23 protein-coding genes and 1 pseudogene are annotated in these 24,723 nt (G+C 71.1%); 10 read left to right on the plus strand and 14 right to left on the minus strand.

Features of this window, described 5'->3' with window-relative positions; translation table 11 throughout:
* Nucleotides 1-42 precede the first annotated feature (42 nt).
* Entirely contained in the window at nt 43-2,097 is a 2,055-nt protein-coding gene (gene paaZ, locus ACFWN7_RS07370; RefSeq protein WP_376938119.1) for a phenylacetic acid degradation bifunctional protein PaaZ, read from the plus strand.
* A 16-nt stretch (nt 2,098-2,113) separates the two neighbouring features.
* Here the strand turns inward: paaZ and ACFWN7_RS07375 are convergent, their stop codons facing one another.
* From ACFWN7_RS07375 to paaI, 6 genes are all read right to left on the minus strand, one after another.
* Nucleotides 2,114-2,524, minus strand: a complete 411-nt coding sequence (locus tag ACFWN7_RS07375) for a type II toxin-antitoxin system VapC family toxin (RefSeq protein ID WP_376938120.1) — start codon at nt 2,522-2,524, stop codon at nt 2,114-2,116.
* On the minus strand, nt 2,524-2,778 hold the full coding sequence (locus ACFWN7_RS07380) for a ribbon-helix-helix protein, CopG family (RefSeq protein WP_376938121.1): 255 nt from the start codon (nt 2,776-2,778) through the stop codon (nt 2,524-2,526). Before ACFWN7_RS07380 ends, ACFWN7_RS07375 begins: the two co-directional genes overlap by 1 nt.
* Before the next feature lie 56 nt (nt 2,779-2,834).
* Nucleotides 2,835-4,970, minus strand: a complete 2,136-nt coding sequence (locus tag ACFWN7_RS07385; RefSeq protein WP_376938122.1) for a RecQ family ATP-dependent DNA helicase — start codon at nt 4,968-4,970, stop codon at nt 2,835-2,837.
* A 54-nt stretch (nt 4,971-5,024) separates the two neighbouring features.
* Nucleotides 5,025-6,113 carry an LLM class flavin-dependent oxidoreductase gene (locus ACFWN7_RS07390; RefSeq protein ID WP_376938123.1) on the minus strand — a complete coding sequence of 363 codons (1,089 nt, stop codon included), beginning with the start codon at nt 6,111-6,113 and terminating at the stop codon, nt 5,025-5,027.
* A gap of 251 nt (nt 6,114-6,364) precedes the next feature.
* Complete coding sequence (locus ACFWN7_RS07395) at nt 6,365-7,015, minus strand: TetR/AcrR family transcriptional regulator (protein WP_376938124.1); 651 nt, start codon at nt 7,013-7,015, stop codon at nt 6,365-6,367.
* 5 nt (nt 7,016-7,020) lie between these two features.
* Complete coding sequence (gene paaI, locus ACFWN7_RS07400; protein WP_376938267.1) at nt 7,021-7,407, minus strand: hydroxyphenylacetyl-CoA thioesterase PaaI; 387 nt, start codon at nt 7,405-7,407, stop codon at nt 7,021-7,023.
* 202 nt (nt 7,408-7,609) lie between these two features.
* Between paaI and paaA the strand changes: the two genes are divergently transcribed.
* The 6 genes from paaA (at nt 7,610) to ACFWN7_RS07430 (ending at nt 12,506) form a co-directional block, all read left to right on the plus strand.
* Nucleotides 7,610-8,614 carry a 1,2-phenylacetyl-CoA epoxidase subunit PaaA gene (gene paaA / locus ACFWN7_RS07405; RefSeq protein WP_376938125.1) on the plus strand — a complete coding sequence of 335 codons (1,005 nt, stop codon included), beginning with the start codon at nt 7,610-7,612 and terminating at the stop codon, nt 8,612-8,614.
* On the plus strand, nt 8,611-8,934 hold the full coding sequence (gene paaB / locus ACFWN7_RS07410; RefSeq protein WP_376938126.1) for a 1,2-phenylacetyl-CoA epoxidase subunit PaaB: 324 nt from the start codon (nt 8,611-8,613) through the stop codon (nt 8,932-8,934). The genes paaA and paaB overlap by 4 nt, the downstream gene beginning before the upstream one ends.
* Nucleotides 8,931-9,833 carry a 1,2-phenylacetyl-CoA epoxidase subunit PaaC gene (paaC, locus tag ACFWN7_RS07415; protein WP_376938127.1) on the plus strand — a complete coding sequence of 301 codons (903 nt, stop codon included), beginning with the start codon at nt 8,931-8,933 and terminating at the stop codon, nt 9,831-9,833. Before paaB ends, paaC begins: the two co-directional genes overlap by 4 nt.
* Nucleotides 9,827-10,366 (plus strand): 1,2-phenylacetyl-CoA epoxidase subunit PaaD, encoded by a 540-nt coding sequence (paaD, locus tag ACFWN7_RS07420; RefSeq protein WP_376938128.1) that lies wholly within the window; start codon nt 9,827-9,829, stop codon nt 10,364-10,366. The genes paaC and paaD overlap by 7 nt, the downstream gene beginning before the upstream one ends.
* Before the next feature lie 74 nt (nt 10,367-10,440).
* Nucleotides 10,441-11,577, plus strand: a complete 1,137-nt coding sequence (gene paaE, locus ACFWN7_RS07425) for a 1,2-phenylacetyl-CoA epoxidase subunit PaaE (RefSeq protein WP_376938129.1) — start codon at nt 10,441-10,443, stop codon at nt 11,575-11,577.
* 143 nt (nt 11,578-11,720) lie between these two features.
* Nucleotides 11,721-12,506: an enoyl-CoA hydratase/isomerase family protein gene (locus tag ACFWN7_RS07430; RefSeq protein WP_376938130.1), complete on the plus strand. Its 786-nt coding sequence runs from the start codon at nt 11,721-11,723 to the stop codon at nt 12,504-12,506.
* Here the strand turns inward: ACFWN7_RS07430 and mnhG are convergent.
* Genes mnhG through ACFWN7_RS07460 form a run of 6 tightly spaced genes read right to left on the minus strand, consistent with a single transcriptional unit; the run spans nt 12,490 to nt 18,766 of the window.
* Nucleotides 12,490-12,855: a monovalent cation/H(+) antiporter subunit G gene (gene mnhG / locus ACFWN7_RS07435; protein ID WP_376938131.1), complete on the minus strand. Its 366-nt coding sequence runs from the start codon at nt 12,853-12,855 to the stop codon at nt 12,490-12,492. The two genes, ACFWN7_RS07430 and mnhG, sit on opposite strands and share 17 nt — an antisense overlap.
* Complete coding sequence (locus ACFWN7_RS07440; protein ID WP_376938132.1) at nt 12,852-13,124, minus strand: monovalent cation/H+ antiporter complex subunit F; 273 nt, start codon at nt 13,122-13,124, stop codon at nt 12,852-12,854. The genes mnhG and ACFWN7_RS07440 overlap by 4 nt, the downstream gene beginning before the upstream one ends.
* Nucleotides 13,121-13,774, minus strand: a complete 654-nt coding sequence (locus ACFWN7_RS07445; RefSeq protein WP_376938134.1) for a Na+/H+ antiporter subunit E — start codon at nt 13,772-13,774, stop codon at nt 13,121-13,123. The genes ACFWN7_RS07440 and ACFWN7_RS07445 overlap by 4 nt, the downstream gene beginning before the upstream one ends.
* Nucleotides 13,771-15,357, minus strand: a complete 1,587-nt coding sequence (locus ACFWN7_RS07450) for a Na+/H+ antiporter subunit D (protein WP_376938136.1) — start codon at nt 15,355-15,357, stop codon at nt 13,771-13,773. The genes ACFWN7_RS07445 and ACFWN7_RS07450 overlap by 4 nt, the downstream gene beginning before the upstream one ends.
* The gene (locus tag ACFWN7_RS07455) at nt 15,354-15,809 is read right to left on the minus strand and encodes an NADH-quinone oxidoreductase subunit K (protein ID WP_376938137.1); all 456 of its coding nucleotides are present in this window, start codon (nt 15,807-15,809) and stop codon (nt 15,354-15,356) included. The genes ACFWN7_RS07450 and ACFWN7_RS07455 overlap by 4 nt, the downstream gene beginning before the upstream one ends.
* The gene (locus tag ACFWN7_RS07460; RefSeq protein WP_376938138.1) at nt 15,806-18,766 is read right to left on the minus strand and encodes a Na+/H+ antiporter subunit A; all 2,961 of its coding nucleotides are present in this window, start codon (nt 18,764-18,766) and stop codon (nt 15,806-15,808) included. Before ACFWN7_RS07460 ends, ACFWN7_RS07455 begins: the two co-directional genes overlap by 4 nt.
* Before the next feature lie 112 nt (nt 18,767-18,878).
* Here ACFWN7_RS07460 and ACFWN7_RS07465 point away from each other — a divergent pair, with 112 nt between their 5' ends.
* From ACFWN7_RS07465 to ACFWN7_RS07475, 3 genes and pseudogenes are all read left to right on the plus strand, one after another.
* Nucleotides 18,879-20,114, plus strand: a complete 1,236-nt coding sequence (locus ACFWN7_RS07465) for an AAA family ATPase (protein ID WP_376938139.1) — start codon at nt 18,879-18,881, stop codon at nt 20,112-20,114.
* Between the two features lie 16 nt (nt 20,115-20,130).
* Nucleotides 20,131-20,965, plus strand: a pseudogene (locus ACFWN7_RS07470) (sulfurtransferase).
* A 170-nt stretch (nt 20,966-21,135) separates the two neighbouring features.
* Nucleotides 21,136-22,092 (plus strand): FKBP-type peptidyl-prolyl cis-trans isomerase, encoded by a 957-nt coding sequence (locus tag ACFWN7_RS07475; protein ID WP_376938140.1) that lies wholly within the window; start codon nt 21,136-21,138, stop codon nt 22,090-22,092.
* Here ACFWN7_RS07475 and ACFWN7_RS07480 read toward each other — a convergent pair.
* Both ACFWN7_RS07480 and ACFWN7_RS07485 read right to left on the minus strand, forming a co-directional pair.
* Nucleotides 22,089-22,952 (minus strand): energy-coupling factor transporter transmembrane component T, encoded by an 864-nt coding sequence (locus tag ACFWN7_RS07480; RefSeq protein WP_376938141.1) that lies wholly within the window; start codon nt 22,950-22,952, stop codon nt 22,089-22,091. The two genes, ACFWN7_RS07475 and ACFWN7_RS07480, sit on opposite strands and share 4 nt — an antisense overlap.
* Nucleotides 22,949-24,694 (minus strand): ABC transporter ATP-binding protein, encoded by a 1,746-nt coding sequence (locus ACFWN7_RS07485; RefSeq protein ID WP_376938142.1) that lies wholly within the window; start codon nt 24,692-24,694, stop codon nt 22,949-22,951. The genes ACFWN7_RS07480 and ACFWN7_RS07485 overlap by 4 nt, the downstream gene beginning before the upstream one ends.
* Nucleotides 24,695-24,723: the final 29 nt, after the last annotated feature.

Genomic DNA, 24,723 nt, shown 5'->3' on the forward strand with positions numbered 1-24,723 from the left:
CCGCCGGAAGTCGCGGGAAGCGAGCGGCCGAGGCGTCGAGGCGTGGGGGGGCCCGGGGCGGCGGCCCCCCCCCCCGCCCAACCCGCCACCGAGGTGCGCGACGCGTCGACGGGTGAACTCGTCACCCGCGTCTCGACCGAGGGGCTCGACCTCGGCGCAGCGCTCGAGTACGCCCGCACGGTCGGGCAGGCGAGTCTCGGCGAGCTCACCTTCCACCAGCGCGCCGTGCTGCTCAAGCAGCTCGCGCTCGCGCTCACCGAGCGCAAGGCCGAGCTGTACGAGCTCTCGGCGCGCACCGGCGCGACGAAGCAGGACTCGTGGGTCGACATCGACGGCGGCATCGGCGTGCTCTTCACGTACTCGTCGAAGGGCCGCCGCGAGATGCCGAACGCGAAGGTGTTCGTCGACGGCGCGGTCGAGAACCTCTCGAAGGACGGTTCATTCCTCGGGCGGCATATCTACACCCGCCTGCCCGGCGTGGCCGTGCAGATCAACGCGTTCAACTTCCCGGTGTGGGGTTCGCTCGAGAAGTTCGCGCCGGCCTTCCTCGCGGGCGTGCCTACGCTTGTGAAGCCCGCGACGCCGACCGGCTACCTGGCCGAGGCGATGGTGCGCATCCTCGTCGAGTCGGGGCTGCTGCCCGAGGGGTCGCTGCAGCTCGTGTCGGGCAGCGTGCCGGACCTCTTCGACCACCTCCGCCTCGGCGACCTCGTCGCGTTCACCGGCTCGGCGTCCACCGCCGAGCGGCTGCGGCAGCACGAGTCGGTGCAGACGGGCGGCGTGCGGTTCACCGTCGAGACCGACTCGATCAACGCGTCGGTGCTCGGCACCGACGCGGTCGCCGGCACCCCCGAGTTCGACGCGTACGTGAAGCAGCTCGTGGTCGAGATGACGACGAAGGCGGGGCAGAAATGCACGGCGATCCGCCGGGCGATCGTGCCCGCGGCATCCGTCGACGCTGTCATCGACGCCGTTCGTGCCCGCATCGACGAGCGCGTGGTGCTCGGCGACCCGCGCGCCGAGGGCGTCACGATGGGTCCGCTCGCATCGATCGCGCAGCGCGACGAGGTGCTGCGCCAGGTGGGCAGGCTCGAGGCCGCGGGCGGCGAGCTCGTCATCGGATCGACGGATGCCCCGGACGTCGTCCACGCCGAGGGAGCGACCGGTGCGGCATCCGACGGCGCATTCGTCGCCCCGATGCTGCTGAAGTTCCCGGATGCCACAGCCGAAGCGGTGCACGACGTGGAGGCGTTCGGGCCGGTCGCGTCGATCCTCGGCTACGACTCGCTCGACGAGGCCGTGAAGCTCGTGGCACGCGGCGGCGGCTCGCTCGTGACGAGCGTGGCGACGCACGACCCGTCGGTCGCCGTGGCGCTCGCATCGGGGATCGCCGCCTACAACGGGCGGGTGCTGTTCCTCGACCGCGACGATGCACGCTCCTCGACGGGCCACGGCTCGCCGCTGCCGGGCCTCGTGCACGGCGGACCCGGTCGCGCCGGCGGCGGCGAGGAGCTGGGCGGCATCCGTGCGGTGCTGCACCACATGCAGCGCACCGCGGTGCAGGGCTCGCCCGAGATGCTCACGGCGCTCACGGGGGTGTGGCACGCGGGCGCGGCGTCGCAGCCGGGCGGCACGCACCCGTTCCGCAAGTCGCTGGCCGAGCTGAAGATCGGCGACCAGGTCGTGTCGGCGTCACGCACCGTGACGCTCGAGGACATCGAGACGTTCGCGGCGTTCACGGGCGACACGTTCTACGCGCACATGGACGAGGCCGCGGCATCCGCGAACCCGTTCTTCCCAGGTCGCGTGGCACACGGCTACCTGCTCGTGTCGTGGGCGGCCGGTCTCTTCGTGGATGCCGCGCCCGGGCCGGTGCTCGCGAACTCGGGTCTCGAGAACCTCAGGTTCGTGACCCCGGTGTCGCCGGGCGATTCGATCCGCGTGGAACTCACGGCGAAGCAGATCACGCCGCGCGAGACCGACGAGTACGGCGAGGTGCGCTGGGACGCGGTGCTCCGCAACCAGGACGACGAGCTCGTGGCGTCGTACGACGTACTGACGCTCGTGGCGAAGAAGCAGGCGACCCGAACCGGCTGATCGAGCCGCGATTCCGTCAGGCGGGCGAGACGGTGACGAGCCCGAGCCCATCGGCGGCGTCGAGCAGGCGCCGGTCGTACGCCCAGACCTCGTCGGCCTCGAGGAGGGTTGCGGTGGCGAGGTGGATCGCGTCGAGCGAGCGGAGCGTCGGCGGACCGATGCGTCGGGCCACCGCGGCCACGTCGGGCGTGATCGGCGCTTCCTGCACGCCCGAGAGGGCGCTGTCGCCGAGCCGTGCGATGAGTCGGGGGTCGGTGGTGTCGAGACGGCTCCGCAGGGCGCGCGAGACCTCGATCCAGGCGAGCGTCGACGAGGCGATCGTGGTGCCGGCCTGGACGGCGGCGTGAGTGGCAGCGTCGACGGCGGTCGACTCCGCCTCGGCCAGAACGCGCTTGAGCAGCGCGCTGCTGTCGACGTAGATCAGCATCAGAACCGATCGTCGCGGTCGAGGAGCGTGTCCGAGGTGACGCCGTCGGGCAGGACGAGGAGCTCCTCGCTGCGCTGGAACGGCCTGCGCGGCGGGATCAGGCTTGCCCGATAGGTGGATGCGGGCTTGGCCTCGTTTTCGAGGTACGCGTCGAGCGCACGGCGCAGGATCTCCTGCTGGCTCAGGCCTGTGCGGGCCGAGTACTCCTGCAATGCGATGGCGGCATCGTGACGGAGTCGTAGGTTCGTGGCCATGCACCATGGTACCAATCTGTACCGTAAGGGTCGAGGCGCTGTGCCATGGCTCTGGATCAGCCGCGGAGCGCCAGCACGAACGGCAGCACCTCGGCCGCGCCCGCGTCGCGGAGTGCGCGCGCGGCGACGGTGAGGGTCCAGCGGCTGTCGGCCTGGTCATCGACGAGGAGGATGCCGCCGGGCGGCACGTCGAGCCCGTCGGCGCTGAGCCTGTTCCAGAGGCCGGCCAGCCGGAACGCGCTGTTGCCGCCCGGCCGCCCCGTGGGGCCACCGTCGGCGTGGCCGAGCACGCCGAGGTACGGCAGTCGCCCCACCTCGGCGAGGCCGCGGGCGAGCGAGTCGATGAGGAGCGGACGCGAGCGGGAGGGCATCGACACGACGGCGACCGGTCGCTCGGTCCAGCCCCACTCGGCGAGCACGCGCACGCAGGCCGCGAGCACCTCCGGCGACACCGCAGCGTCCGGCGCGCCGGGTGCGAAGAGCTCGCGCAGCGTGCCGCCCCACCCGAGGTCGGTGAGCCGAGCAAGCGCCCGCCCCTCGCCCGCCCGCTCGCCGGGGGAAATGCGGCCCTTGACGGGAACTCCGAGGCGGTCGGCGCCGGTCGGCCACATGGCACGCGGTTCGACCGGCACGCCGACTCGATCAAGAGCTGCGCTCGCGGCATCCGCGGCGCCTTCGGCAAGGCCGCCCGGGTACCAGACGCCGGCACAGTTGTCGCACCGGCCGCACGGCGTCGCCGAGCCGTCGTCGAGCGATCGCTGCAGGAACTCCATGCGGCATCCGGAGGTCTCTTCGTAGTCGACCATGTGCTGCTGCTCGGCGGTGCGCTCGGCGGCGATGCGCTCGTAGCGCTCGGCGACGTAGACCCATGGCTCGCCCGTGGCGACCCACCCGCCCTGCACGCGGCGTACCGCACCGTCGACGTCGAGCACTTTCAGCAGCAGCTCGAGCTGAGTCCGACGGATGTCGACCATCGCCTCGAGTGCGGGTGTCGAGAGCGGCACGTCGGAGAGCGCAGCGAGGATGCGCTCGGCACGATCCTGGTCGGGCATCGAGGCCGTGGCGAAGTAGTGCCAGATGTCGGGGTCCTCCCGGCCGGGCAGGAGCAGCACCTCCGCACTGTCGGTCGCGCGCCCGGCGCGGCCGACCTGCTGGTAGTACGCGACCGGCGACGACGGCGCGCCGAGATGCAGCACGAAACCCAGGTCGGGCTTGTCGAAGCCCATGCCGAGCGCGCTGGTGGCCACGAGCGCCTTCACCTCATTGCGCTTCAGCATGCCCTCGGACTCGGCGCGCTCGTCGGGATCGGTCTGCCCGGTGTAGGCGCGCACGTCGTGGCCGCGCTCGCGAAGGAGCCGCGCCGTGTCGTTCGCCGCGGCGACGGTGAGCGTGTAGATGATGCCCGACCCGGCGAGGTCGTCGAGGTGGCTGAGCAGCCACGCCAGCCGGGTCGTCGAGTCGGGTAGGCGCAGCACGCCGAGCCGGAGCGACGTGCGGGCGAGCGGCCCGCGGATGGTGACGACGCCCGGCGCGGTGGCGGCACCGAGTGGTGCTTCCGGAGCCGCGGTGCCGAGCTGCTCGGCGATATCCGCCACCACTCGGCTGTTCGCCGTCGCCGTGGTGGCGAGCACGGGCACCTCGGCGGGCATCTGCGCGATGAGGTCGCGCAGCCGCCCGTAGTCGGGGCGGAAGTCGTGCCCCCAATCGCTGATGCAGTGCGCTTCGTCGACGACGAGCAGGCCGATGCGCCGCACGAGCGCGGGCAACTGCTGTTCCCTGAACGAGGGGTTGTTCAGTCGCTCGGGCGACACAAGCAGCACGTCGACCTCGTCGCGGTCGAGCCGTTGCAGCACCTCGCCCCACTCGTGGGGATTCGTCGAGTTGATCGCCACCGCCCGGACTCCCGCACGCTCGGCGGCGGCGATCTGATCGCGCATGAGGGCGAGGAGTGGCGACACGAGCACGGTCGGCCCAGCGCCCCGCCGGCGAAGCAGCGACGTCGCGACGAAGTAGACCGCCGACTTGCCCCAACCCGTGCGCTGCACGACGAGCGCGCGGCGGCGACCGTCGACGAGCGTCTCGATCGCCTCGAACTGGCCGTCGTGGAAGTCGGCATCGGGTCGTGCCACGAGCTCGCGGAGCGCGGCGAGCGCCGCGTCGCGCAGATCGGTGGACGGGGTGGCGAGCGTCATGCGACCACTCTTGCGGACGCCCCCGACAACCGGCTGAGCCGCCTGCGGCGGGTGCTACTCGACGACCGAGGCCGGCGTCGTGGGCGCCCACCCGATCGCGGGCGCGATGTGCTCGGCGATCGTCGCGAGCATCCGCGTGTTGTATTCGACGCCGAGCTGGTTCGGCACGGTCACGATGAGGGTGTCGGATGCCGCGACGGCCGCGTCCTCGGCCAGCTCGGCGGCGATCGCCTCGGGCTCGCCGATGTAGCTCTTGCCGAACCGGGCGAGGCCGCCGTCGAGGAAGCCGACCTGGTCGTGCGTGTCGCCCGCCATCCGCCCGCCGAAGAGCGCGCGGTCCTCGTCGGTCGTGATCGGCACGACGCTGCGCGACACGGAGACGCGCGGGGTGCGTTCCCACCCGGCATCCGCCCACGCATCGCGGAAGACCTGGATCTGCTCGGCCTGCAGCTCGTCGAAGGGCACGCCCGTGTCTTCGGTGAGCAGCGTCGAGCTCATGATGTTCATGCCCTGCTCGGCCGTCCACTTCGCGGTGGCGCGGGTGCCGCTGCCCCACCAGATGCGGTCGGCCAGGCCCGGCGATTGCGGCTGGATGGGCAGCAGCGCGCTCGAGCCCGTCATCTGCGGGTTCGCAGGGGCCACGCCGGCGCCCGAGATCGCCGCACGGAACAGCTCGGTCTTCGCCCGTGCGAGGTGGGCGTCGTCCTCGCCCTCGGACGGCACGTACCCGAAGGCATGGGCGCCGTTCAGCGCGGGCTCCGGCGACCCACGGCTGACGCCGAGCTGCAGGCGGCCCTCGCCGCCTGAGTGCGCGCTGATGAGGTCGGCCGCGGCCGCCTCCTCGGCCATGTAGAGCGGGTTCTCGTAGCGCATGTCGATGACGCCCGTGCCGATCTCGATGCGGCTCGTACGCGCGCCGATCGCGGCGAGCAACGGGAACGGGCTCGCCAGCTGCCGGGCGAAGTGGTGCACGCGGAAGAAGGCGCCGTCGATGCCGAGCTCCTCGGCCGCCACGGCGAGCTCGATCGACTGCACGAGGGCGTCGCCGCCGGTGTTCGTGCCCGATTGCGGTGACGGATGCCAGTGGCCGAACGAGAGGAACCCGATGCGCTTCTTCACACCCGTCTCAGCGCTCTGAGGCATCCGTGCATTCCCCTCTGCCGGCGGAACCGCACGAATACGGCATCCGTCGGATGCCGCGTGCCCGCCTCAGGGAGGAGCTTAGAGGAAGGGGAAGGCGAACGGATGCCGCCCCGACAGGCCGCGCGATCCGATGAGGTCGCCGCGAGCAACGTCCGGGGGCGGGCGAAAGGCGCGCGGCGTCGTTCACGAATCCGCCGTGTGAAGGATGCCTCACGTGAGGCGTACCTCACACGAGCATGAGCGAGACACCGTCAGCCGAGCAGCTCTTCGATGCGGTTCGACGCGGGCATCCGCAGGCCGTCGAGCACGACGGCGATCACGTCGTCGGCGAGCCGGCCGGCGTCTTCGCGACCGCCCGGGCGGTACCACTCGACGATCGAGTTGATCATGCCGAAGGCGAGCCGCGACACGACGCTCGCGTCGATGTCGCTGCGCAGCGACCCCTCGGCCTGCGCCTCCGAGACGAGCGCGGTGACCTTCTTGTCGAACGCGCGGCGCCTGGCGAGGGCACGGCGTTCGACCTCAGTGTTGCCGCGCACCCTGAGCAACAGCGTCACATAGGCGAGCTTGTCGACGAGCACGTGCACGGCGCCGCGGAGCACGTGGTCGAGCCGATCGGCCGCACGGCCGCGCGCGGCCCCTTCGACGGGCTCAGTGAGCGATGACTGCTCCAACACGCCCTCGAGTGCACCGAGCGCCTCGTCGAGGGCGCGCTCGAGAATCTCGTCCTTCGACGCGAAGTGGTGGTAGATCGCGGACTTCGACAGCCCGAGCCGATCGGCCAGCACGCCCATCGAGGTCGCGTCGTAACCGTACTGGTTGAAGGCGGCGACGGCGACATCGAGGATGCCGCGCTGGTCGTAGCCGGGGCGACCGCGCCGGGCAGATCCGTTCTCGCTCATCGCCCTCAGCCTCGCACCGGCGAACGGTCGGTTGAGAGCGAGCGGCCGCGGAACTCGGCCACGGCGTCGCCGTGCTCGTCGACGACCGACACGTCGTAGACCCCGGTGCGCCCGCTGCGGATGCGCCGCACCGCGGTCGCGGTGAGCGTCTGCCCGGCGACCGTCGACTTGAGGAAGGTGATGTCGGCACCGGCGGCCACGGTGACTCTCTCGTCTTCGTTGCAGGCGATCGCGAAGGCGGTGTCGGCGAGCGCGAACACGAGGCCTCCGTGCGTGATGTGGAAGCCGTTGGTCATGTCGTCGCGCACCCGCATGGAGACGACGGCGAGGCCGGGCTCGTCCTGCTCGACGACCATGCCGAGCGCAGCCGAGGCCCGGTCGCGGTCCATCATGGCGCGGTTCGACGCGGCCGTGTTCGGCGCGGCATCCGTCGTCGCGTCGGTCGCGGCATCCGTCGTCGCGTGGGGCGCGGCATCCGTCATCTGAAGCTCCTCGACGAGTTCATGCGCCGTTGCCGGGCGCCTGAGATGACTATATACTAACTGAACGATCGGTTAGTAATAACGGATGCCGCGAACAGACCAGGAGTCGACGATGACCGCACCCGCAGACCTCAGCGTGGCACGTGGCGAGGCGCATGACGAGGCCGCCCCCCTCGACGAGCTCGGGGAACGGCTGTTCGACGACCTCATCGCGAAGGACTCGCGCGTCGAGCCGCGCGACTGGATGCCCGACGCCTACCGCAAGACGCTCATCCGCCAGATCTCGCAGCACGCGCACTCCGAGATCATCGGCATGCAGCCCGAGTCCAACTGGATCACCCGGGCGCCGAGCCTGAAGCGCAAGGCCATTCTCATGGCCAAGGTGCAAGACGAGGCGGGCCACGGCCTCTACCTCTACTCGGCGGCGCAGACGCTCGGCATCACGCGGGAGGAGATGATGCAGCAGCTCATCGAGGGCCGCGCGCGCTACTCGTCGATCTTCAACTACCCGACGCCGACCTGGGCCGACATGGGCGCGATCGGATGGCTCGTCGACGGCGCCGCGATCTGCAACCAGGTGCCGCTCTGCCGCTGCTCGTACGGCCCGTACGGCCGCGCGATGGTGCGCATCTGCAAGGAGGAGTCGTTCCACCAGCGCCAGGGCTTCGAGATCCTGCTCGAGCTCATGCAGGGCACTCCCGCGCAGCAGACGATGGCGCAGGATGCCGTGAACCGCTGGTACTGGCCCTCGCTCATGATGTTCGGGCCGCCCGACGACGAGTCGCCGAACTCGGCGCAGTCGATGGCGTGGAACATCAAGCGATTCTCGAACGACGAGCTGCGCCAGCGCTTCGTCGGCATGCTCGTGCCGCAGGCGGAGGTGCTCGGCGTCACCCTGCCCGACCCCGAGCTGCGGTGGAACGAGGAACGCCAGGCCTACGACATGAGCGAGATCGACTGGGACGAGTTCCACGAGGTGCTCGCCGGCCGCGGTCCCGCCAACGCCGAGCGGCTGCGTCGCCGTCGCGATGCCCATGAGGAGGGGGCGTGGGTGCGCGAGGCTGCGGCCGAGTACGCCCGCAAGCGCTCCCTGAGCTCGTCGAAGGGAGCAGCGTGAGCACCCCGGGCGCTTCGACAGGCTCAGCGACCGAGGCCACCGAAGCCTGGCCCCTCTGGGAGGTCTTCGTACGGGCCAACCGCGGACTCTCGCACGTGCACGTCGGCTCGCTGCACGCGCCCGATCCCGAGATGGCCGTGCGCAACGCTCGCGACCTCTACACCCGTCGCAACGAGGGCGTGTCGATCTGGGTGGTGCCCGCCGACGCGATCACGACGAGCGACCCCGACGCGAAGGGCGCGTTCTTCGAGAGCCCGGCCGGCAAGAACTACCGCCACGCCGTCTACTACACGAAGAGCGAGGGGGTGAAGCACCTGTGAGCGACGATGTCCCGGTCCCTGAGCCTGCCGAAGGGCACGGCGACGTCTCGGTCGACCAGCACGGCGACGTCTCGGTCGACCAGCTCGCGCTCGCCGAGGAGCTCGCGGGTGCCGGTGCGGCGGCCGACGGCACGACGGCGATCGCATCGGCGGATGCCGCGGAGTACGCCCTGCGGCTCGGCGACGACGCCCTCGTGCTCGCCCAGCAGCTCGGCATGTGGATCGCGCGCGCGCCCGAGCTCGAGGAGGACGTCGCTCTCGGCAACATCGCGCTCGACCTGATCGGCCACGCCCGCTCGCTGCTGCACTACGCCGGCACCGCCTCCGGCCGTAGCGAAGACGACCTGGCCTACTGGCGCGACGAACCGGAGTGGCGCAATGCGTGGCTCTTCGAGCAGCCGAACGGCGACTTCGCACACACGATCGCACGGCAGCTCGTGGCATCCGCGTATCTCCACGAGCTGTACGGAGCGCTCATCGACTCGATCGACCCGACCCTCGCCGCGATCGCCGCGAAGTCGGTGAAGGAGGTCGACTACCACCGCGACCATGCCGTGCAGTGGACGCTGCGGCTCGCGGGCGGCACCGACGAGTCGCGCCGGCGCATGATCCTCGCGGTCGCCGACACGTGGCCGTACGTCGACGAGCTCTTCGAAGACGACGAGCTCGTCGAACGGCTCGCGGCCGACGGCGTCGCCGTGCTTCCGTCGTCGCTGCGGCCCGCGTTCGACGAGGTCGTCGACGCGGTGCTCGCCGAGGCCGAGCTCGAGCCGCCCACCGGGCGCACCGCGTTCATCGCGTCGGGCGGTGGCCGCCGGGGCTCGCACACCGAGCACCTGGGGCCGCTCCTGGCCGAGATGCAGGTGCTCGCCCGAGCGCACCCGGGGGCGTCATGGTGACCGCGACCTCCGCGGCGTCCGTCGCCCGTCCCGTGCCCGCCGACGCGGCGGCGCGACAGGCGTGGGAGGTCGTGGCGACGGTGACCGACCCCGAGATCCCGGTCCTCACCATCGAAGACCTCGGCGTGCTCCGCTCGGTCGAGGTCGCCGAAGACGGCGCCGTGCGAGTGCAGCTGACACCCACGTACAGCGGATGCCCCGCTCTCGACGCCATGCGCGACGACGTGCTGCTCGCGCTCACGCATGCCGGCTACGCCGACGCGCGGGTCGACCTCGTGCTCGCGCCCGCGTGGACCACCGACTGGATGAGCGAGGCGGGCAAGCAGAAGCTGCGCCGATACGGCATCCAGGCGCCGAGCGGGAAGGCGGCCGCCCGTCCGACCGGCCCGGTGCGCGTGCAGCTCGCGGTGAAGTGCCCGCGCTGCGACTCGCTGAACACGCGTGAGCTCGCCCGCTTCGGTTCGACGTCGTGCAAGGCGCTCTACGAGTGCCGCGACTGCCTCGAGCCGTTCGACTACTTCAAGGTGCTCTGATGGCGGCGCGCCCTTCGACAGGCTCAGGGACCGGGAGTTTCGAGACACGTGCTCCTCGACAGGCGGATGCCGCGATGGCCTCTGCGTTCCTCGCATCGACGGTCGGCGGCGAGCACCTCTCGAAGCGCCGACGCGCGCGGTTCCACGCGCTCGAGGTCGCCGAGGTGCGACCGCTCACAGCCGACGCGGTGGAGGTGACCTTCGCGGTCCCCGAGGAACTCGCCGACGAGTACACCTACCTGCCGGGCCAGTACGTGGCCCTGCGCGCCCGGCTCGAGGGCCACGAGCGCCGCCGCAGCTACTCCATCTGCCGGCCGCCCGAGCGGGGCAGCCTCTCGGTCGCGATCAAGCGCGATCTCGGCGGCATCTTCTCGACGTGGGCGAACGCGGAGCTGAAGGCGGGCGACACGCTCGACGTGATGAGCCCGCAGGGCACGTTCATCTCGGGACTCGAGGCGCTCGACGGAAAGCATGTCGTGGGCATCGCCGCCGGCAGTGGCATCACCCCGCTCATGGCGCTTGCGCACACGGTGCTCTCGCGTTCGGCGACCGCCGAGTTCGAACTCGTCTACACGAACCGCTCGACGCTCGACGTGATGTTCCTCGAGGAGCTCGCCGAGCTGAAAGACCGCTACCCGTCGCGGCTCGCAGTGCACCACGTGCTCTCGCGCGAGCAGCGCACCGCCCCGCTTCTCTCGGGTCGCATCGACGCCGAGAAGCTCGACACGATGCTCGACGTGCTGATCCGCCCCGCGACGGTCGACGAGTGGTTCCTCTGCGGACCGTTCGAGCTCGTGCAGCTCGCCCGGGACACCCTCGCCGCGAAGGGCGTGCCGGCCGACCGCGTCCGGTACGAGCTGTTCACGACCGACGCCGACCGCGTCGAGCCGCGGCACGGCCGCCCGGTCGTGGTGCAGCAGGGCGAGCAGACCGTCACGATCGAGTTCACGCTCGACGGGCAGTCGTCGATGGTCGAGAGCCCGGTGTCGGCGAACGAGTCGATCCTGAACGCGGCACTGCGCGTTCGGCCCGACGTGCCGTTCGCGTGCGCCGGAGGGGTGTGCGGCACATGCCGCGCACGGCTGCTCGAGGGCAGCGTCGCGATGACCGAGAACTACGCGCTCGAACCCGACGAGCTCGAGCGGGGCTACGTGCTCACCTGCCAGTCGCATCCGAAGACCGATCGCGTCGTGGTGGACTACGACGTGTAGTCGCGACCACCACGCTCCGTGTTCACGCACTCGGGGGGTGCTTTCCGGCCAGAATGATCGCGCGGGCTTCAGGCTGGTGGCCGGAAAGCTCCCCCGGAGAGCGGAGCAAACGGCAGAGAGCAGAAACGACAGGAGGATCGACGATGATCGAGATGAGCACCGCCGACGGCGTCGCCGAGATCGTGCTGAACGCGCCGGAGAAGCTCAACGCGCTCGATGCGGCGGCGATCGGCGAGTTGAACGCCGCCTACGCCGAAGCCGAGCGGATGTCGCAGGCCGGCGACGTGCGCGCGCTCGTGCTGCGCGGCGAGGGCCGCGCCTTCTGCGCCGGGCGCGACATCTCGGGCGTCGACCCCCGCGAGGACGACGTGCTCGGCTACCTCGGCGGCCTCGTGCAGCCGCTCCTCGAGCGCATGGCGGCGTTCCCGGCGCCCACGTTCGCGGTCGCGCACGGCGCCTGCCTCGGCGTCGGACTCGGGCTGCTCATCGCGACCGACATCGTCTACGTCGCCGACACCGCGAAGATCGGCTCGCCGTTCGCGAACCTCGGCGCCACCCTCGACTCGGGCGGGCACGCCCTCTTCGTCGAGCGACTCGGCGCGCACAAGACGATGGACCTCATCGTCACCGGCCGGCTCATGTCGGGTTCCGAGGCGGTCGCCTCGGGCCTGTTCTCGCAGGTGTTCCCGGCCGACGAGGTCACGGATGCCACCCGCCGGGCGGCTGGGGCCGCGGCATCCGGTGCCACCCAGGCGTTCGTCGCCTCGAAGGCGCTCGTGGCCGCGCTGCGCGACCAGCGCCTCGGCCTCTGGCAGTCGATGGACGAGGAGAACCGCGCCCAGGCCGCCCTCTGCGACACGGCCGACTACCGCGAGGGCTTCGCCGCATTCCAGGAGAAGCGCACGCCGGAGTTCACCGGCCGGGGTTGACGCCGCCCTGGTCGTGCTCGGCGATGTCACGGCCGAGTTCGTCCTCGATGAGGAGGTCCTGGCGCACGTGGTCGCTTCGGTACGCCGCCCGCCCGAGCATGTGCGCGGTCATGGGCTGCGTGAGCAGCTGGAACGTCATGATGAGCACGGCCGTCGTGAGCACCCCCCAGGTCGGCACCTGCAGCACGATCGCAACGAGCACGGTGGCGAGGCCCAGCACCTGCGGCTTCGTCGCCGCGTGCAGGCGGGTGAGCACGTCGGGGAAGCGCACGATGCCGATGCCTGCGGCCATGGAGAGGAATCCGCCCACGAGGATGAGCAGCCCCACGGCGATCTCGGCGGCGCTCACGAGGCATCCTGCTTCGACATGAAGCGGGCGATGGAGATCGAGCCGACGATCGCGAACATCGCGAGCACGAGCATCACGACGAGCGTGTCGGTGTGACGGTTGATCGCCATCTCGGCACCCAGCGCGCAGATCGCGATCGCGAGCAGCACGTCGGTCGCGAGCGCCCGGTCGAGGATCGTCGGTCCGCGGATGATGCGGGTGACCGCCGCGATCGCACCGATGCCGAACATGATGCCGGCGACGATGCCTGCGATGGCGAGGAAGGTCATCGCGGGTCCTCCTTCCGAGTGCGGATGTCGCGGTCCTGGTCTCGATACGCGGCTTCGCTGCTCCTCGACCGCCGGTCGCCCGCGCGACGTTCACGACGTGCTACGCGAACGGATGCCGCCTGCTCATGTGTGCCGATCGCCAGCACGATGCGCTCCTCCGTGCCGAGCACGTTCCGATGCGTGCGTGCGAGGTCTGCCTCGGTGCGGGTGCCCAGGGCATGCAGGTAGAGCAGCCCGCGCTCACGGTCGATGTCGACGACGACCGTGCCGGGCACCACCGAGATCGCCTCGGCCGTGAGCGTGGTCACGAGATCGGAACGGGTGAGCAGCTGCACCGCGATGATCGCGTTCATGGGCTTCCACCAGGGGTTCACCGCGAAGAAGGCGACCTGGAGCGAGGCGACGAGCACGTCGAACATCATCCGGAGCCCGAGCAGCAGCCCGCGCCACGGGTTGAACCTGCCGCTGAGGAGCACCGGTGGCAGGTACAGCAGCCGGGTCACGGCGACGGCGAGCAGCACGCCGGTGACGACGGTCAGCGCGTCGACGTGATCCCAGAGGAAGATCCACAGGGCGACGAGGGCGACGAGCAGCGGCAGCTGCCGCCACACCGACCGCCAGGGCGAGAGCTCGAGCGTCGCACGCGTCATCGGACACCTCCCGGGAACACGAGCGAGACGTACACGTCGGGATCCGTGAGCCCGTCGGCGGCCCGGCTCGCCAGCTCGAAGAGCGGACCGGCGAAGAGGGTGAGGCAGAGGGTCACCACCGCGAGCGCGGTCGTCGCGACGACCATGAGCACCGGAGTCGTGCGGGTCGCGGTGACCGTGTCGCCGCCGGGGGCTTCCAGCACGGAGCCGAGCAGCACCGACTCGTAGCCCTCGAGCTCCGAGCGCCTTCGCCAGAACGCCATGTTCCAGAATCGCGTGAGCGCGTAGAGCGTGATGAGCGAGGTGATCGCCCCCGCCGCGATGACGATCCAGATGAGCCACGCGTGGCCCGCGGCATCCGCGGCATCCGCGTTCCCGGCGCCGGCGAGGAACAGGCCGGTCTTGCCGAGGAACCCCGAGAACGGCGGGATGCCGCCGAGGTTCAGGGCGGGCACGAAGAACAGCACGGCGAGCAGCGGTGACGCCTTCAGCAGCCCCGCGAGCCGGGTGATCGAGGTCGAGCCGCCGAAGCGCTCGATGAGCCCGGTCGTGAGGAACAGGGTCGTCTGCACCGTGATGTGGTGGATCACGTAGTAGATCGTGGCCGCCATGCCGAGCTGGGTGCCGAGCGCGATGCCGAAGATCATGTAGCCGATGTGGCTGACGAGCGTGAACGACAGGAGCCGCTTGATGTCGGCCTGCGTGAGGGCGCCGAGGATGCCGATGAGCATCGTCAGGCCGCCGATCACCATGAGCAGCACCGTCACGTCGCTCTCGGCGAAGATCACCGTCTCGGTGCGGATGATCGCGTACACGCCGACCTTCGTGAGCAGGCCGGCGAACACCGCGGTGACCGGGGCGGGCGCCGTCGGGTACGAGTCGGGCAGCCAGAACGAGAGCGGGAACACCGCCGCCTTGATGCCGAAGCCGAGGAGCAGCAGCAGGTGGAGGATGAGTTGCACGCTGCCGGGCAGCTCGGGAAGGCGCACCGAGAGCTGTGCGATGTTGGCGGTTCCGGTCGCGCCGTAGATGAGCGCGATGGCGCTGAGGAAGAACAGCGACGAGACGAGGCTCACGATGATGTACGTGACGCCCGCACGGATGCGCTCGCCCGTGCCGCCGAGGGTGAGCAGCACGTAGCTCGCCGACAGCAGGATCTCGAAGCCGACGTAGAGGTTGAACAGGTCGCCGGCGATGAACGCGTTGAAGACGCCCGCCGACAGGATCAGGTAGCTCGGGTGGAAGATGGAGACCGGCGTCTCGCGGTGCCGGTCGGCGACGCCCTGCCCGACCGCGTACACGAGCACGACGAGCAGCACGATCGCCGAGATCAGGAGCATGATCGCCGAGAGCCGGTCGACGACGAGCACGATGCCGAACGGCGCCTCCCATCCGCCGACGCTGACGGCGACGGGCTCGCCCGCATCGACGACGCCGAGGAGGACCGCGGCGATCGCCGCGACCGCCGCGAGCACGCCGATGCCGATCGCGATCTGCGCGCGGCGATACCGGCCGAGGATCAGCGACGCCGCCGCCCCGACCAGGGGCAGCAGCACCACGAGGGGCACGAGCGCGGCGGTCATCGGACGTCGGCCTCCTCGTCGCTCGCGTCGATGAGCTCCTGGATGGCCGCATCGTCGGCGGCGGAGCTGCGGATGAGGTCGGCCGCCTCCTCGGCGTCTTCGGCCTCCTCGGCCTCGTCGTCGACGAGGTCGCCCTTCTCGCCCAGCTGCGCGAGCCACCACGAGCGGTAGATGAGGGCGAGCATGAACGCCGTGATCCCGAGGTTGATGACGATCGCGGTGAGCACGAACACCTGCGGCAGGGGGTCGGAGATCTCGTCGGCGTCGACGCCCTCGGCGAGGATCGGGGCGAGCCCGGGGGCGCCGCTCATGAGGTAGATCAGGAGGTTCACGGCGTTGCCGACGAGCAGGAACCCGATGAGCACCCGGGTGAGGCTGCGTTCGAGCATGATCGAGATGCCCGCGCCGAAGAGCACGGCCATGAGCACGACGAGCGTGAGCGAGGCGGTCACGCGCGCACCTCCTCGGGCACATCGGCACCCTCTTCGGACTCCTCTTGGTGCCGGTCGACCTCGCCGCCGAGGGCGCGCAGGATGTCGAGCACGAGGCCGACGACCACCAGGTAGACGCCGATGTCGAACAGCGTCGAGGTGCCGATCGAGATCGTGCCGAGCACGGGCACCTCGGCCTCGAACCACGCCGACTCGAGCGGGGCGCCGCCGAAGAGGAGGGATGCCGCGGCGGTGCCCGCGGCGAGCAGCAGCCCGGTGCCGAGCAGGCGCCCCGCGTCGATGGGCGCGGCCTCGCCGAGCTCGTACCGGCCGCCGGCGAGGTAGCGCGCGACGAGCGCGAGACCGGCGAGGAGGCCTCCCGCGAAGCCGCCGCCGGGCGCGTTGTGCCCGACGAAGAGCAGGTAGACCGAGACGACGATCGCGGGATGGAAGAGCAACCGCACCAATACCTCGATGAGGATCGAGCGGTTGCGCGGCGAGAGGGTGCGGCCGGCGAGGATCCACGTCTGGCGGGTCTCGGCGGCCTCGGCCGCGGCATCCGTCTCGCCCTCGGTGGCGGCGAGGCTCGTGCGCGGCGCGCGGATGCTCCACGCCGGCTCGGGCACCGGACGGAGCCGTTCACGCCGGTCGACGGGCGCGACATCGTCGCCGAGGTCTTCGAGCCGTGGCGCGCCGCCGGTGCGTCCCGACACGAAGATGAGGCTCGCGACGCCGGTCGCGACGGCCACCAGTACCGAGATCTCGCCGAGGGTGTCCCAGGCGCGGATGTCGACGAGCATGACGTTCACGATGTTCTCGCCGTGCGCCTCGATGGCGAGGGCCGGGAGCCCCTCGGCGATCGTCGGGTGGATGCGCGCGCCGAGCGCGACGAGTCCGATGACGCCCATGACGAGCCCAGCGAGGGCGCCGATGATGCCCCGGGCGAGCTTGTGCACGGGCGGGTTGCGCTGCGCGATCTGCTTCGGAAGCCGGCGCAGCACCAGCACGAACACCACGAGCACGATCGTCTCGACGAGCGCCTGGGTGAGCGCCAGGTCGGGTGCGCCCGACATGCCGAACAGCAGCACGAGCCCGTAGCCGGTGACGCTGACCAGCAGCACGGCGGTCACGCGCTGTCGCACGGTGGCCGCGGCGACCCCCGCGATGCCCATGACGAGCGCGAGGAACGGCTGGGCCGGATAGTCCCAGAGCCGGACGCCGTCGGGCCACGCGGTGTTCACGACGGATGCCGCGCCGAGCCCGCCGATGAACACCGCGACGATGATCGCGAGGTAGCCGGGCAGCCCGCGGTGCTGGATCGCGGTGGTGACGGATGCCGCGAGCCGATCGACCACGGACACGATGCCGAGGTACCCGCGAGCCGCGTCGAGCACCGGCGAGACCCCCGCCTGCAGCCGTGCGACCAACCGGCGGCGCCAGATCAGCAGCGCCCCGAGCGCGAACACCGCCGCCGACATGGCGAGCGCCGGTTCGAGGCCGTGCCACAGGGCGAGGTGGTAGTCGTGCGGCCCGGGCAGTTCGTCGGCATACGCGGCGAGCAGCGGCTCGATGAGGGGCACGGCGACCGCGAACGCCAGGCTCGCCGCTGCGAGGACGCCCGGCGTTGCTCCCATCGCCCGGCTTCCTGCGTGCAACGGGGTGGGCGCGGCATCCGCCTTCGTGAAGAATGCGCCCCAGATGAAGCGCACCGTGTAGGCGACCGTGAGCACCGAGCCGGCGAACGCGCCGATGAGCGCGATCCATGCCCACGGCTCGCCCGCGCCCGCGGCGTCGAGGAGGGCGGTGAACACGGCCTCCTTCGCGACGAAGCCGAGGAGCGGCGGCACACCCGCCATCGATGCCGCGGCGACGAACGCGATCGTCGCGATGACCGGCATCCGTCTGCCGAGCCCCGAGAGCCTGCGCCAGTCACGGGTGCCCGCGGCGTGGTCGACGATGCCGACCACGAGGAAGAGCGCCGCCTTGAACAGGGCGTGTGCGACGAGGAGCGCGACCCCCGCGAGCGCCGCATCCCGCGTGCCGAAGCCCGTGACCAGCACGAGGAAGCCGAGCTGGCTGACCGTGCCGTAGGCGAGCAGGAGCTTGAGGTCGTACTGGCGCAGCGCCCGCCACCCGCCCACGAGCATGGTGAGCACGCCGAGGACGACGACGATCGGATGCCACACCGCGAGCCCCTCGTAGCCGGGCGCGAGCCGGGCGACGAGGTACACGCCGGCCTTCACCATCGCGGCCGCGTGCAGGTAGGCCGACACGGGGGTGGGCGCCGCCATCGCGGCCGGGAGCCAGAAGTGGAACGGCACGAGCGCGCTCTTCGAGATCGCGCCGACGAGCACGAGCGCGATGCCCCACTCGCCCGCCGCGCCGGTCACCGGGTTCGCGATGAGCTCGGCGAGCGACGACGTGCCTCCTGCGGCGACGAGCACCACGAGGCCGACGAGCATCGCCAGCCCGCCGAACGTCGTCACGGTGAGCGCCTGCAGGGCCGCGCCGCGGCTCTCCTTCTTGCCGGTGTAGTGGCCGATGAGGAGGTACGAGAGCACGCTCGTGGCCTCCCAGAACGTGAACAGCAGAAAGACGTCGTCGGCGGTGACGAGGCCGAGCATGACGCCCGCAAAGGCGAGCAGGAGCGCGGCGAACCGGCCGAGCGCGGGCTCATCGTCGGCGAAGTAGTGCGTGCAGTACAGGAGCGCGAGCGCACCGATGCCGGTGACGATGAGGGCGAGGAGCAGTGCGAGGGCGTCGAGCCGGAAGCTCAGGGCGATGTCGAGCTGCGGGATCCACGGCACGACCTCGACCACGGCGTCGCCCGCGAGCACTCCCGGCAGCCAGGTGAGCAGCAGCACGAAGGCCGCGGCCGGAACGAGCGCGATGACCGGGAACACGCGACGGCCGAGCAGCCTCGTGAGCCAGGGCGTGAGGAGCGCGACGACGGCGAAGGCAGCGAGGCTGGCGATCAAGTTCACCCTCCTCGCGCTCGCACCGTCCGTCCATTGTATCCGGCGCCTGCGCAGCTTTAGTCAACTTTAGAACAGATGGATAAAACTGACTAAGACTCCTAAACTCACAACCATGGACAGCATCAGCAATCCGTACACCCCGAACGCGGGTGCGGCTCCTGAGGTCGTCGTCGGCAGGGACGATCATCTCGAGGCCTTCACGGTGCTGCTCCGGCGCCTCGAGCGACACCGCACCGAACAGTCCATGATCATCACCGGTCTGCGGGGCGTCGGGAAGACGGTGCTGCTCGGCCAGTTCGGCGAGATCGCGCGGAAGGCGGCGTGGGAGGTGGTCGAGGTCGAAGCCGGCAGGCTCGACGACCCACGATTCCGCCAGGCGATGTTCTCGCACCTGAAGTCCGCATTGCTGCGCCTCTCGCCCCGCGCCCGCTGGACGGAGCGCGGCAGGCGGGCGGCGGAGGTGCTGAGCGCGTTCGCGGTCTCCGTCGACAAGCAGGGCACCTTCAGTGTGTCGTGGGATGTCCCGCCCGCGGAAGGCGAGGGCGACAACGGTGACCTCGCGATGGATCTCACCGATGTCTTCGTCGCGCTGGGCGAGGCCGCGGAGGAGCAGGGCCGGGGGGTGGCACTGCTCATCGACGAGGTGCAGTTCCTCGGTCGATCCCAGCTCGAGGCGCTGATCCAGGCCGTGCACAAGACCGTCCAGCGCAAGCTGCCGATCACCTTCGTCGGAGCAGGTCTTCCGCAGATCGCCGAACTTGCGGGGGACGCCAAATCCTATGCGGAGCGGCTCTTCAGGTTCCCGGTCGTCGGTTCGCTCACCGGCGAGGATGCCAGGAGGGCGTTGACCGAGCCGGCCCTGGTCGAAGGCGTCTCCTACGATCCCGACGCGGTCGACCTCGCCATGGAGATCACGCAGGGCTATCCGTTCTTCATCCAGGAGCTCGGTTCCCAGGTCTGGAGCGTCGCGAACGGCGATCGGGTGCAACGCTCGGACGTGGAGATCGCGAAGGACGCGTACGAGGCGAAACTCGACGGCTCCTTCTTCCGCGTCCGGCTCGATCGAGCAACGCCTCTGCAGACGGCCTACCTGCGCGCGATGGCCGAGCTCGGCCCTGATCCGCAGAAGGCGGCAGACGTCGCGCGGGTGATGGGCCGTGAATCGACCCAGGTCGGCCCGACGCGTGCCGAACTCATCGACATGGGTCTGCTCTATACGCCGGAGCACGGGTATGCGGCATTCACCGTGCCCGACTTCGACACGTTCATGCTGCGCGCCGTTCCCGAACTGCATGTCCCCGAGGTCCAGAAACGCAAGCGCCGGGAGGACGATCGCGTCGTGCCGTAGGCGGGAGGATGGAGGCATGCCGATCCTGATCCAGCCCGACGTCCTCGCCGCGCGCATCACCGTGGGGGAGCGCACCGTGATCCTCGACGTGCGCTGGACCCTCGCCGATCCCGACGGCACCGATGCGTACCTCAGCGGGCATCTCCCGGGCGCGGTGTATGTCGATCTCGACGGCGAGCTCGCCGACCATTCCGTCGCCCGGGCGGGCCGCCACCCGTTGCCTGCAGAGGAGCGGTTCACGGCGGCGATGCGCCGTTGGGGCATCCGGTCGGGCGACACCGTCGTCGTGTACGACGACGTCGGCAACCAGTCCTCGGCGCGGGCATGGTGGCTGCTTCGGCACGCACGCGTGGCCGACGTGCGGATGCTCGACGGCGCGCTCGCCGGATGGCGCGCGGCGGGACATCCGCTCGAGACCGGCGATGTCCTCCCCGAGGCGGGCGACCGCCCGGTTCGGTGGCATGCCGACGCTCGACATCGATGCAGCAGCCGAGCTGCCCAAGTCGCGCGTGCTGCTCGACGCACGGGCGGCCGAGCGCTACCGCGGCGAGACCGAGCCGATCGACCCGCGCGCCGGGCACGTCCCGGGCGCGCGATCGGCGCCGAGCGCCGGCAACCTCGACGCAAACGGACGATTCCTCCCTGCCGCGGAGCTGCGGAGCCGATTCGTGGAACTCGGCGCCGTGCCGGGTGCCGCGGTGGGCGCCTACTGCGGATCCGGGGTGACGTCGGCGCACGAGGTCGCGGCGCTCGCGATCGCCGGCATCGAGGCGGCCCTGTACCCGGGATCGTGGAGCCAGTGGTCGAACGAACCCGGCCGGCCCATCGCGACGGGCGCGAGCCCGGGCTGACCGCCGGCGCCTCGGCCGCGCCGACTCCAGCGCGAAATCGGGTAGCGTCATCGAGTCACCCATCTGCCCCTTCTCGCCCTGACCGGGCGGAGATCGCATGCTCAGGCAATCACGAGGAGCGGCGGGCAGACTGAGATCCTGCGTTCCCGATCGAAACGAGACCTCCCCCCATGAACCGTGCCCTGCGCCGTGCCACGCCCGTTGCGCTCGCAACCGCCGCCGCCCTCCTCCTCGCCGGATGCGCCGCCGGCGGCGGGCCCGAGGGCGGAACTTCCGACGCGGACTGCCTCGACGTCTCCTCGGGCCCGCTCAGCGACGGCGTGAAGGTCGAGGGCGAATTCGGCGCCTCGCCCACCGCCACGTTCTCCGCCCCGCTCGAGGCCGACGAGCTCGAGCGCACCGTCGTCATCGAGGGCGACGGCGACGTGACCGAAGACGGCGACAAGGTGAACGTCATCGTGAGCGCGTACTCGGGCGCAACCGGCAAGGAGGCGTTCTCGCAACCGGCCACCATCCCCGTCGGCGAGGAAGAGGTATTCGAGGCCTTCCGTTCAGGGGTCGAGTGCCTTCCCGTCGGAACACGCTCGGTCACGGTGGCGCCCGCGTCGGCGCTCTATGACGGAGCAGGCAACGAAACAGTGGGAATAGCCCCGGGTGAGTCCGTGGTCATCGTCATCGATGTCGTCGAGGTGCAGGAGACCCCGAAGCCCGCCGAGTGGACGAAGGACGTGCCCGAGGTGAAGTTCGGCGCCGACGGCGCTGCGCCCACCGTGACCCTCCCTGCCACCCCGCCGCCTGCCGAGTTCCAGCTGAAGGTGCTCGAGGAGGGCGACGGCGACGAGGTGCAGGCGGGCGACAACGTCACCCTGCACTACCAGGGCACGAGCTGGGACACCGGCGAGGTCTTCGACCAGAGCTACGGCGGCGAGCCCGCGCAGTTCACGACCGACGCCGTGATCCAGGGCTTCGGCGCGGCGCTCGTCGGACAGAAGGTCGGCACGAAGCTGATCGTGACCATCCCGCCGCAGTACGCCTACGGCACGGAGAAGAGCGAGCAGAACCCGCTGGCCGGGCAGACGCTCGTCTTCCTCATCGAGATCGAGGACACCGCGCCCGCCGCGGGCTAACCGGCGACGGAGAGGCCCCACCAGAAGATCGCGGCGGACGCGACCCAGAACAGCACCACGAAGACGGTGTCGCGCGCCCGCCAGCGGCTGATGACGCGTTCGGTGCGCGTGGCGTGCGCGCCGAACGCGCGGGCGTCCATCGCGAGGGCGACCCGTTCGGCATGGCGGATCGCGCTCGCCAGCAGCGGCACGGCGTACGACACGATGCGCCGCGCGGCCGCGACCGGTCCTCGTCCGGCGTCGATGCCGCGCACACGGTGGGCGGCACGGATCACCTCGAGCTCGTGCCGGAACCTCGGCACGAACCGCAGCGCGGCCAGCGCGGTGTACCCGAGCCGATACGGCACGCGGAGGTTCTGCACGAGCGCCCGCACGAGCTCGGGCCCGGTGGTCGTGAGCCCCGCAATGAGCGACAGCATGATGATCGCCGCGATGCGCAGCGCCGTGGCGAAGCCCACCAGGTAGGCGCCGAGCGTAAACCGCCAGTCGCCGATCTCGATGAGCACGACGGATGCCGCGGCCCCCTGTGCGTCGATGCGCGTCGGGTCGACCCACACTCCGAAGCTGACGGCGAGGAGCGCGACGGCGACGGGCGTGCCGATGAGGAGGAGCGCGAGGGCGCGACCGGACAGCCGCGCCCCGACGAGGAGCAGCCCCATCGCGAGCACGCCGAACGCGAGCGGGATCGCGACGTCGCGCGTGAAAAGGAGTGCGATCATCACCGGCAGCGGTGCCAGCAGCTTCGCGAGGGGGTTCAGCGCGTGCAGGAACCGGGCGGGGTGCGCCGGTGCCTGCTCGGCGAAGGGGTTCCGAGCGACCGTCGCGGTGGCGGTCGAAGTGGTCGACGCCGTCGTGCTCATGCGGCTGCCCTCCCCGGGCGAGGGAGCTGCGACATCCGCGTCACCTGCTGCCATTCCGGATGCCGCGCGAGGCTCCGGGTGGCGCGCGCGAGCGGCGGGTGGCGGAGGCCCGCCGCTTCGATGAGGGGGCCGGCGAGCACGTCGGCGGTGGGGCCGACGCCGAGCACGCGGCCGCCCTGCATGACGGCGACGCGGTTCGCGTAGTCGGCGACGAGCTGCAGGTCGTGGGTGACGACGAGCACGGTCGTGCCCTCGGCGTTCAGGTCGCCGAGGATGCCGAGGAGCTCCGAGGCGCGTGCCCTGTCTTGCCCGAAGGTCGGTTCGTCGAGCGCGAGCACGGGCGCTCCGGCGACGAGGGCCGTGCCCACCGACAGCCGGCGCTTCTGCCCGCCCGACAGCAGGAACGGATGCCGGTCGCGGTGCGCGTCGAGGCCGAAGCGGCGAAGCATCCGCTCGATCTCGGCGCGCCGCTCGGACTCGGGAACCCCCTGCACGCGCAGGCCGAGTTCGAGCTCCTCGGCGACGGTGTGCGCGACGAACTGGTGCTCGGGGTTCTGGAAGACGAACCCGATCCGGCGGGCGCGTGCGCGGGCATCGGCGCGCGAGGGATCCATGCCGAGCACGTCGATCGTGCCGGGCGGCGCGGGAATGACGCCGGCGATCGCCTGCAGCAGGGTCGTCTTGCCGGCGCCGTTCGTGCCGACGATCGCGACGAAGTCGCCGGATGCCACGTCGAGGTCGACCCCGTCGACGACGACCGGTCCGCGCCGGCCGCCGCGCCGGATCGAACAGCCGCGCACCGTGATCGCGGCGGCGGGGGCGGGCGCCGCGGCATCCGTCGCCCGTGTCGTCGTCGCCGTGTACTCGGGTACTGGGGCGGGGAGCACCTCGATCGACTCGAGCGCCGCCGCGAGCTCCGACGGGGTGAGCGGGAGGGGCTCGATCGCGACGCCGGCGTCTTCGAGCCGCATCGCCGCGAGCGTCGAGACGGGGAGCCACACGCCGAGCTCGACGAGTTCGCGGGCGCGGCCGGCGAGCACGTCGCGCACGGGGCCGTCGACGACGAGCCGGCCGTTCGCATCGAGCACGACGACCCGATCGACGATGTCGACCGCCGCGTCGAGGTTGTGCTCGACGAGCACGATCGCGTGGTCGTGATCGTTCGCGAGCTCGCGGAGCACGGCGTAGACCTCGTCGATGCCCGCGGGGTCGAGGTTGGCCGTGGGTTCGTCGAGCACGAGCACCGGTGAGGCCATGGCGAGGGCGCAGGCGATCGCGAGACGCTGGCGGCCCCCGCCCGAGAGCACGTCGGGGTTGTCGGCGCGACGGTCCCAGAGACCGACGAGCTTGAGTGCGCGCTCGGCGCGGGCGAGCACCTCTGCGGCGGGGAGGAGCCGGTTCTCGGGGCCGAACGCGACCTCGTCGAGGAGGGTGCCCGTGACGATCTGCGCGTCGGGGTCCTGGAAGACCATCGCGACGTGCTCGCTGAGCTCGGCGACCGAATGGTCGCGCGTGTCGAGCCCCGCGACCCGGACGCGGCCGTCGAGCTCGGCGGCGATCGCGTGCGGCACGAGCCCGTCGAGCGCGAGCGTGAGCGTGGACTTGCCGCAGCCCGACGGGCCGAGGAGGAGCACGACCTCGCCCGCGCGGACCTCGAGGGACACCCCGTCGGGTGTCGGATGCGCCGCGCCGTCGTACCGGATGCGCACGGCATCGAGCTCGAGCAGCGGGGCGGCGGTCATGTGGGTCCCGGATCGGGCCGGCGGGCGTC

The organism is Agromyces sp. NPDC058484 (assembly GCF_042720415.1).
GTDB lineage: Bacteria > Actinomycetota > Actinomycetes > Actinomycetales > Microbacteriaceae > Agromyces.